This is a genomic window from Candidatus Erwinia dacicola, assembly GCF_001756855.1.
GTDB lineage: Bacteria > Pseudomonadota > Gammaproteobacteria > Enterobacterales > Enterobacteriaceae > Erwinia > Erwinia dacicola.
The window spans coordinates 1-1,409 of record NZ_MAYS01000257.1 but is presented as its reverse complement, the minus strand read 5'-3'; the positions used below and the strand labels follow the sequence as shown (position 1 = coordinate 1,409).

The following is a 1,409-nucleotide window of genomic DNA, read 5'->3' as shown; positions in this document are numbered from 1 at the left end:
GGCCAGTGGGTCACTTTGTTACGTTTCGAGTGGGAATGGGGCCCCGTGCAAGTGTCTGTCACTGCAAAAGGGAAACCGCTAATGGCAGAGGTGAGGCTGACACCAGAAAGAAGCCGGACAACATGGACGGCATCCTTAGCGGCCACGAAAGTGGCCAGTAAGAGCGGCGCGCCCTGTGGGCGCTGCAAGCGGGCTGTTGTATTTCATCGCCCTGGGCGGGCTCAAAGCGCGTCCTGGGAGAACGCGCATGAAAAAGCCGCTTCGAAAAGCGACCCATGAAGTGCAATAATTGCACTTTTATTATAATTAAACACAAGCCTTACACTCAACCAGCCGCCCGAAAATCAGCGGCATAGAAGCTTTGCAGACAGGGGGCAGATCACACCCTGACGGTAATACCCAGTTCAACACCACAGGCTGCCGCGTAACGTTTCAGCGTTTGCCAGCTAGCTTTCGTCACGTTATTTTCGATGCGATTTATTGCCGGAGGTTTTACCCCCATTCGTTCCGCAACGTCCGCTTTTGTGAGTCCCGCCTGAGTCCGCCATGCCGTGAGCTGCTCCAGCAGCGCAAACTCATCTTTTGCCTCTTCGAAAGCAGCAATAGCTTCTGGGGTATCGAGCAACGTCTTCATGACGTCTTCATGACTTATTGCTTTTATTTTAGCCATCAGATAATTCCTCCAGTCGTTGCAACGCAACCACGATTTCTTTGGGCGGCGTCTTCTCTGTTTTCTTAATGAAACAACGTAAAATATAAATTTTCTTCCCCTGCTGGAATACAAACAAGGTGCGGGCAATATCTGTTCCTGACGCCCTGAGTTCAAACAATCCATTTTTGATGGGTCTGCTTAACGGGTAGCGTAATTCATTTCCCCGCTCACTCAACTGAACCAATAGTCTTGCCATTTTACCGCGCAGAACATCCGGTAGCGCTTTCACTTCCTGAGCGGCTTCAGGATGGTATAGAAGTTCGGAAGCCCCATTCCCACTCGAAACGCAACAAAGTGACCCACTGGCCAGACCCGGATAAAATCTCCGTTCTGGTCCTACTGGAGAGCCTGTTGCATGCAGGGAAAACATCTGACTCAGAAAGAGCGGTTCTACATTGAAAAGCGGCGGGGTGAAGGTGTCAAACCGGCTACCATCGCCAGAGAGCTTGATCTCCCGCGGTCTACCATCAGCAGGGAACTCAGACGCAATACCGACCCCGCTTTTAACGGCGTTTACTCCTGCAGGAGAGCGGATTCGCTGGCACGGGAACGGCGTCATAAACCCTTGCCAAAAAATGCTTTTCACCGGCTGGAGCCACACGTTCAGGACTTCATCCGGCAGGAGCTTTCCACCCATACCTCTCCTGAAGACATCAGTGGCCGCCTGCAGCTGGAATTCGATGTCTTTGTCAGCAAG

At 52.0% G+C, this 1,409-nt stretch carries 3 protein-coding genes; 1 reads left to right on the top strand and 2 read right to left on the bottom strand.

The window, feature by feature from the left end:
- Positions 1 to 379: 379 nt before the first annotated feature.
- Both BBW68_RS07735 and BBW68_RS07730 read right to left on the bottom strand, forming a co-directional pair.
- On the bottom strand, positions 380 to 661 hold the full coding sequence (locus BBW68_RS07735) for a helix-turn-helix domain-containing protein (RefSeq protein ID WP_070134691.1): 282 nt from the start codon (positions 659 to 661) through the stop codon (positions 380 to 382).
- Between the two features lies 1 nt (position 662).
- On the bottom strand, positions 663 to 1,022 hold the full coding sequence (locus tag BBW68_RS07730; RefSeq protein WP_070134689.1) for a type II toxin-antitoxin system RelE/ParE family toxin: 360 nt from the start codon (positions 1,020 to 1,022) through the stop codon (positions 663 to 665).
- A 45-nt stretch (positions 1,023 to 1,067) separates the two neighbouring features.
- Here BBW68_RS07730 and BBW68_RS20630 point away from each other — a divergent pair.
- Positions 1,068 to 1,409 (top strand): helix-turn-helix domain-containing protein (locus tag BBW68_RS20630; RefSeq protein ID WP_148127596.1); only part of this gene is annotated, 342 nt, incomplete at its 3' end.